5 protein-coding genes and 1 pseudogene are annotated in these 7,000 nt (G+C 62.8%); 3 read left to right on the top strand and 3 right to left on the bottom strand.

The genetic code is table 11. From position 1 onward, the window contains the following. Nucleotides 1–512, bottom strand: a pseudogene (locus ACHFFA_RS11190) (hypothetical protein); the annotation flags it as partial. A 109-nt stretch (nt 513–621) separates the two neighbouring features. On the opposite strand from ACHFFA_RS11190, the gene ACHFFA_RS11185 reads away from it, so the two are divergent. The 3 genes from ACHFFA_RS11185 (at nt 622) to ACHFFA_RS11175 (ending at nt 4,180) form a co-directional block, all read left to right on the top strand. Next, nucleotides 622–1,809, top strand: a complete 1,188-nt coding sequence (locus ACHFFA_RS11185) for a hypothetical protein (protein ID WP_394270914.1) — start codon at nt 622–624, stop codon at nt 1,807–1,809. Nucleotides 1,810–1,977: 168 nt separating this feature from the next. Further along, nucleotides 1,978–2,802, top strand: a complete 825-nt coding sequence (locus ACHFFA_RS11180) for a hypothetical protein (RefSeq protein ID WP_394270913.1) — start codon at nt 1,978–1,980, stop codon at nt 2,800–2,802. A gap of 10 nt (nt 2,803–2,812) precedes the next feature. Beyond that, nucleotides 2,813–4,180, top strand: coding sequence for a sensor histidine kinase (locus ACHFFA_RS11175; protein WP_394270912.1), 1,368 nt, complete (start codon nt 2,813–2,815; stop codon nt 4,178–4,180). A gap of 51 nt (nt 4,181–4,231) precedes the next feature. Here the strand turns inward: ACHFFA_RS11175 and ACHFFA_RS11170 are convergent, their stop codons facing one another. Together ACHFFA_RS11170 and gltX are read right to left on the bottom strand one after the other, a co-directional pair. Next, nucleotides 4,232–5,518 carry a citrate synthase gene (locus ACHFFA_RS11170; RefSeq protein WP_394270911.1) on the bottom strand — a complete coding sequence of 429 codons (1,287 nt, stop codon included), beginning with the start codon at nt 5,516–5,518 and terminating at the stop codon, nt 4,232–4,234. Between the two features lie 15 nt (nt 5,519–5,533). After that, entirely contained in the window at nt 5,534–6,988 is a 1,455-nt protein-coding gene (gltX, locus tag ACHFFA_RS11165; protein ID WP_394270910.1) for a glutamate--tRNA ligase, read from the bottom strand. Nucleotides 6,989–7,000 lie beyond the last annotated feature (12 nt).

Genomic DNA, 7,000 nt, shown 5'->3' with positions numbered 1-7,000 from the left:
CCGAAGTAGTTGAGTTCACGCGATTGCGTGGCAAGAAATTCGCGGGCGAGGCTGAGCTCGCGATTGACGGTAATCAAACGGCTCTCGAGCTGGGCCGACTCCTGCCCCAATGATCGCGCGATGCCCGCAAACCGGGCGGCTTCGTGGGACGAGCTGCGCACGACGAGGAGCCATACGGTCACGATGAGGAGAACCGGAATTGCCCAGGTCCCGATCCAGTCGACCCATTGGCCGAGGTCCGTCAGCGAACTCGTCTGGCCTGACTGGCTCCAGACGTAAAGCCCGGTCCAGGCGGCGATCAGGGCGATGAACACCCGGCTGAGGTAGCGGCCCGGCCCGGTGCCGGCGGACTCATACTCGTCAGCGTAAGGCGGAGCCGGTTCAAAAGCTGCGGAAATGGCCCCGTACGGGTCACCGTGGGCGTCGGCGCTCGTCGTTGCGACGGGAGCGACACTCTCCTGAGCCGACAGATCTTCCCCCTCGACGGCCTTGATATGCGATCGGTTGTCCATGCCCGATGGCTACCCGCTTTGCCAAACCGCTTAAAGAGATATTAAACCGCAAAGTGATGGATCGTCGTGAGCTCGCCTTGGCAGACGGTCGGATTTGGGAGGTGCATCTTTGCGCATCGGTTTGATCTCGCTGCTGGATAATGATGCGGGGCGCGAGTTGCCCCGCACGGCATTGATCCGGCATTGCGGTCTGCCAGTTGCGGCGCATCAGTCCGATATGGCGCTGGCGGGTGGGTGCGAAAAGTTGATCTACGTGATCGACGATCAGACCCAGGCCGATGCGGAAGCCTTGAAACGACGAACTGCTGATGCGGGAGTGACCGTCGTCTTCCTGAAAAGGGCCAGGGACTTGCGCGCGCATGTTACCGCGTCCGATGAACTGCTGGTGCTCGCGGCCGGCCTTCTGCCCGGACCGCGCCTGTTTCGGCAGATTACGACAAAACCGGGCGTGGCGACTTTTCCTGCGGATTGGGCCGTTCCGGCAGGATTCGAACGCATCGATCGCGAAGTTGCATGGGCCGGTGTCCTCGTCACGCGCGGTGCGGTGGTGGAGGGCTTGTCCGAACTTGATGACGATATCGACCTTGTCGCCGCCTTGCTCCGCCTGACATTGCAGTCAGGTACTCAGTGCCGGAAGCTGGACGAAACCGAATTCGAAGAGGGCGACTGGCTCTTCGCGAACGATGCGGACGCCTTGGCCGCGAGAGAGGCTCGCTGGTACCGCGGCAATGCCGACGCGATCGATTTTCGCGCGCCCGGCATCGCCATCGCCGAGACGGCCGGGGCTCGACTGGCGAGGGACATCATCGGGACGCGCTACCAGACCCTGCCGAGCGTTCTGGCAATCTCGATGCTGATGGCCGCATTGATGGTATCGGCGTTCGGCTGGCTGGTTGCGGGATTCATTCTTGCCGGGGCCGCCTTCCTGTTCGCCCGCGCCCGGCGCGCCGTGCATCGGCTGACGCACCCGGTCGGCGGGAAACGGATTGATGCGCCAGTACCCGTTCTCGAATATCTCTGCGACGTGACCTTAGGGGTCCTGCTTATCCAGGCAGGCAGTGAGACCGTGGGCTGGCTGAGGGCTTTCGTACCCGTGATGCTTTTTGCAGCGCTCTACCTTTTCCGCGTGGGCAGGACGCGCGGATGGCGTTTGCTTGTTGAGGATCGTTTCGTTCTGTCAGCAGTGCTGGCGGGGACACAGTTATTCGAAATGGCTTTTGCCGCCGCAGCTGCGATCACGTTCGTAACCATGATGATCTCGCTATGGGAGCAACGAGCGGAAATAATGGCGGATTAACGCACCGATGCTACGACTGGCGTGATGATCGTTCAGAAGCACAGCCGAAAGGGACCGAACGCGCCGGCGCAGCTCTCGCTTGGCGAGGCGTTGGCGGCAGAGACTCGGTGCCAGGATGAGGCGACCGAGCTCCTGCGGCTCGAGTTGTCCAACCCAGATCGCGGGTTGGTGAATGATGAGATCGTCGCGCGGATCAAAGGCATGCTGACCGACCTCGCTAAGCAGATCGTCCTCACCGAAACCGCAGCCAGCGGCCAGCGGGGCGTTTTGCGCTGCGATGCTACCAGAGTTGGAAGTGTGCGTGCCGCAATGGATCAGGTTCCCGGGCTGCTTCAGCACTGCCATGCCCTCGCCATCGAATACCGGCTGACCCGCAAGTTGGAGAAGGCCGCTGGCATCGATCCGGTGTTGTCCCCCCTGCTGCAGGCGCTCATCGGCAGCGATACCCCTGGTGTCGCCGAAGCGGCGATGGCCGGGCTGACGGCGCAGGCCCGGTTCGGTCAGACCCAGTCACGCATGGAACTGCCGCTCAACGAATTGCCTGCCGATCTTTTCCATGCCGTCCTGGTGGCGTGGAAGGACGCATCGCAGATGCGCGGATCGGACACGGCGATCAGGGCCGAGGCGCGCTTGCGCAATGCCTTTGACGAAGGCCAAACCCGTTTGTCGCTGTTATCGCGGCTGACGGTCGGGTTATGCGAACAGTCCTCTCCGATGCCCGACGTGATCGAAGCCGGAGTGGCTATCTTTCTGACAGTTCTTGCCGGGCGCTCGCAGCAGAGCCGTGACCGAACGGTCCTGTCGAGTGCGAGCCCGCAAGCCTGTCGCCTCGCAATCGCTCTGCGAGCGACCGGCCTTGCGCCAGGAGACGCGCAGCGCGTGCTGCATCAGCTCGATCCTCAGGCAGAGCTCGCCTGCGAGATCGCCGCGCTCGATCCTGCAACCGCACGCGCGTTGCTGGCGGAGCGGGTCGTACAGCGCGCCGAAGTCTGAGCCCCCGGCCGTGGACCATCACGAACCTGTCAGCGGCGTCGTCGACGAACGCGATCGCCTTGTCTCGGCGGACCCTCCCTTGCTGGCGTTGCAACGGGCCTGCGGCGGCGATGTGGGGACGACGATCGCCATTCCGCAACTGCTTGCCCTGATCGTTCAGGCGCGAAGCCTGGGGCTGCGCGTCGCACGGCAGTTCTCGGCATTCGACGGGGCCAGCACAGTCAGCGGGTGGGCAGAAATTACCCCCGGACCCAGCGAGGCGGACACCGGCGACGGGGCGCGTATCGTCATCAGTAATTGGAACGTTGCTTCAACCGAGCAGACGGATGAACAGGAGGAAAATGCGCTCGTTCGCGAGATCGAGCGCGGTATCGCCGAATGCGCAATGCGCCTCGATGCCGAACAACGCGTCCTGTCGTTCGAGGTCGACGCGGTGGACTTGATCGAACTGGCCGCCAGCAGGGAAACGCTGATCGGATCGCACTGGTCTTCGGTCATTACATTAGAGGGATCGGGCGAAACGCAGCTTCACTGGCGGCTTGTCGACGGGGCGCCCTGCCGCATTGCGGGATCGGAACGGGCATGGACCGTCCATCTCGAGCCGTTGGCGGAGTGGAACGGCAAAATTCCCGGATTCGTGCTCTACCTTACCGCCAGTGCGCCGCTTCCGCAGGACGAAACCGAGGAAGAGGACGGTGCCTACGCCCCTTCGCTGGGCCGCGATCTGACGCCGGTCCTGCGCCAGCCGATCAATCGCATCATCGCCAATGCCGAAACCATCAGGGCCAAGCTCGCCGGACCGCTCGACGATGGGTACAGCACCTATGCACAGGACATCGCCAACGCCGGCGAGCACCTTTTGGGCCTGATGGATGACCTGTCCGATTTGGAAGTGGTGGAGTCCCACGGGTTTACCACTGCGCCAGATCGGATCGACCTTGCCGATGTCGCGCGCCGCGCGTGCGGTATCCTGGGTGTTCGCGCACAGGAAAAGCGCATCACGCTGGTGCCCCCTGCCGATGGCGAGGCGCAGATTGCGATCGCCGAATTTCGCCGGGTCCTGCAAATCCTCCTCAACCTCATCGGCAATGCGATCCGCTATGCGCCCGAAGACAGCCAGGTGTGGGTACGGCTCGACGGGATCGGGAATCGGGCAATGGTCACGGTGGCCGATCAAGGCCACGGGCTGGATGTCGATCAGCAGGACAAGGTGTTCGAAAAGTTCGAGCGGCTCGGCCGAAGCGGCGATAACGGCTCGGGGCTCGGCCTGTATATCTCGCGCAAGATCGCCCGCGCGATGGACGGTGACCTGACGGTCGAAAGTGCGCCGGGGCAGGGGGCCCGCTTCACCCTCAGCGTGCCAGCCGCGCCGCAATAAAGAAAAGGGGCGCCGAAGCGCCCCTTGTGTTCATGCGTCCCGCGCAGCGGATCAGCGCTGGTCGAGCTGAACGTAATCGCGTTCGGTCGGACCAGTATAGAGCTGCCGCGGACGTCCGATCACCTGATCGGGATCGGAAATCATCTCGTTCCACTGGGCGACCCAGCCGACCGTGCGGGCGAGGGCGAACAGGACGGTGAACATCGTCGTCGGGAAGCCGATCGCAGACAGGATGATGCCCGAATAGAAATCGACATTGGGGAAGAGTTTCTTCTCGCGGAAATAATCGTCGTTGAGGGCGATTTCCTCGAGCCGGAGAGCCGTCTCGAACACCGGATTGTCAACCTTCAGAGCATCGAAAACCTCGCGCACGGTCTTCTGCATCACCGTTGCTCGAGGGTCGTAATTTTTGTAGACGCGGTGCCCGAAGCCCATCAGGCGGAAGGGGTCGTTCTTGTCCTTCGCCCGCTCGATGTAGTGCGGGATCCGGTCCGGAGTCCCGATCTCGTAGAGCATGTTGAGCGCCGCTTCGTTGGCCCCCCCATGGGCGGGGCCCCACAGGCACGCGATACCGGCGGCGATGCAGGCGAAGGGATTGGCGCCCGAGGACCCCGCCAGTCTGACCGTCGAGGTCGACGCGTTCTGTTCATGATCGGCGTGAAGGATGAAGATCCGGTCCATCGCCTTTTCGACCGCCGGGATAACCTCGTAATCCTCGGCCGGGACGCCGAAGGTCATGCGGAGGAAATTGCCGGTATAGCTGAGCGAATTGTCCGGATAAAGGAACGGCTGCCCGACCGAATACTTGTAGGCCATCGCCGCAATCGTGGGCATTTTCGCGATCAGCCGGTGGCTGGCGATCTTGCGCTGCTCCGGGTCGGAGATGTCGGTGCTGTCATGGTAAAACGCCGACAGGGCGCCGACAACGCCGCACATGATCGCCATCGGATGCGCATCGCGCCGGAAACCGCGATAGAAGCCGGCCAGCTGCTCGTGCAGCATCGTGTGGCGGCTGATGGTATAGCTGAATTCATCGAGTTCCTGGCGGCTCGGCAGTTCGCCGTTCAGCAGCAGGTAGGACACCTCCATGAAGCTCGAATGTTCGGCAAGCTGGCCTATCGGATAGCCGCGATGCAGCAGCACGCCTTCCTCACCATCGATGAAAGTCAGTGCGCTCTCGCAGCTTGCGGTCGACTTGTAGCCCGGATCGTAGGTGAAGGTGCCGGTCGTTCCGTATAGCTTGCGGATGTCGATAACGTCCGGGCCGCAGCTTCCCTTGATGATCGGAAAGGTCTGCGCACCGTCGCCGGTGTCGAGAGTTGCCTGCTTGTCGGCCACCAATGTCTCCTTAATCTAGTCTGTCGGCTGCTTGGAGGTTGTCTGCGCGTCAATCCGCGCGAGCGCTTCATCCTTTCCAAGCAGAACCAGCACGTCGAAAATGCCGGGGGAGGTCGTCGTCCCCGTCAAGGCTGCGCGCAGCGGCTGCGCCAGCTTGCCAAGCCCGAGACCGAGCCTCTCGGCATAGGCCTTGGTAGTGGCTTCGAGCGCTTCGATTGTCCAGTCATTTTGCGCGTGCAGCAATTCGCTCAGACCGCGCAGGCGTTCCCGCCCTTCGGCATCGAGCAGCGTTTCGGCCTGGGCGGTCAGGGCAAGAGGCCGCTGGACGAAAAGAAAGCGCGCATTATCCGCCAGTTCATTGACGTTCTTCGCTCGTACCTTGAGGACCGGCATGGCCTTGACCAGCAATCCCTCGTCGACATTTTCGCCCAGGTTCGGAGCGATCAGCCCGGCCAGTCGGCGATCGTCAGCCTCGCGAATGTAGTGACCGTTGAGATGAGCGAGCTTCTTCGCATCGAAGCGCGACGGGCTCTTGCCGACACCGTCGAGATCGAACAGGGCGATCGCCTCATCGCGACTCATCTCCTCCCTGTCGCCATGCCCCCAGCCAAGCCGGAGGAGATAATTGACGAGGGCTTCCGGCAGCACTCCTTCCTCGTCGCGGTAGGCTTCAACGCCTACTGCACCATGTCGCTTCGAAAGCTTGGCGCCATCGGCCCCGTGAATGAGGGGGATATGAGCATAGACCGGATCAGGCCATCCGCCTTCGATCGTGTTCATCGCCCGGATCAGGGGCAGCTGACGGAAGGCGTTGTTGAGATGATCGTCGCCGCGGATGACGTGCGTCACCCCCATATCGTGATCGTCGACCACCACCGCCAGCATGTAGGTCGGCGTGCCGTCGGCGCGCAAAAGGACGAAATCGTCGAGTTCGCTGTTGGCGACCGTGACGGTTCCCTGGACTGCATCCTCGATCACGGTCTCGCCATCGAGCGGCATCTTGATACGGACAGTGTATGAAGCGCCCGCCGGCGCATCGCCGGGCGCACGGTCGCGCCAGCGACGATCGTAGCGCAGGGGCTGGCGAGCAGCGCGCTGGTCCGCCCTCATGGCCTCCAGCTCTTCCGCCGTCGCATAGCAACGATAGGCATGGCCTGCCTCAAGGAGCGTGCGTGCAACCTCGACATGCCGCTCTGCGCGGTCGGACTGAAACACCGGCGGCCCGTCGTAATCGAGCCCGAGCCACGCCAGGCCATCGATGATCTTGTCGATCGCATCCTGCGTCGAACGTTTCTGATCGGTATCCTCGATCCGCAACAAGGCCCGGCCGCTGTGATGACGGGCGAAAAGCCAGTTGAACAGGGCGGTCCGAGCGCCGCCGATATGGAGATATCCGGTGGGCGAGGGGGCAAAGCGGGTCACGACCTCCCGCGGTGCGGACAGGTCGGGATTCACACTTTCGCTAGGCATTTGCAGTAGGGT

It is taken from the genome of Qipengyuania sp., assembly GCF_043423005.1.
Taxonomy (GTDB): domain Bacteria; phylum Pseudomonadota; class Alphaproteobacteria; order Sphingomonadales; family Sphingomonadaceae; genus Qipengyuania.
This window is presented reverse-complemented; position numbering and strand designations above follow the sequence as displayed.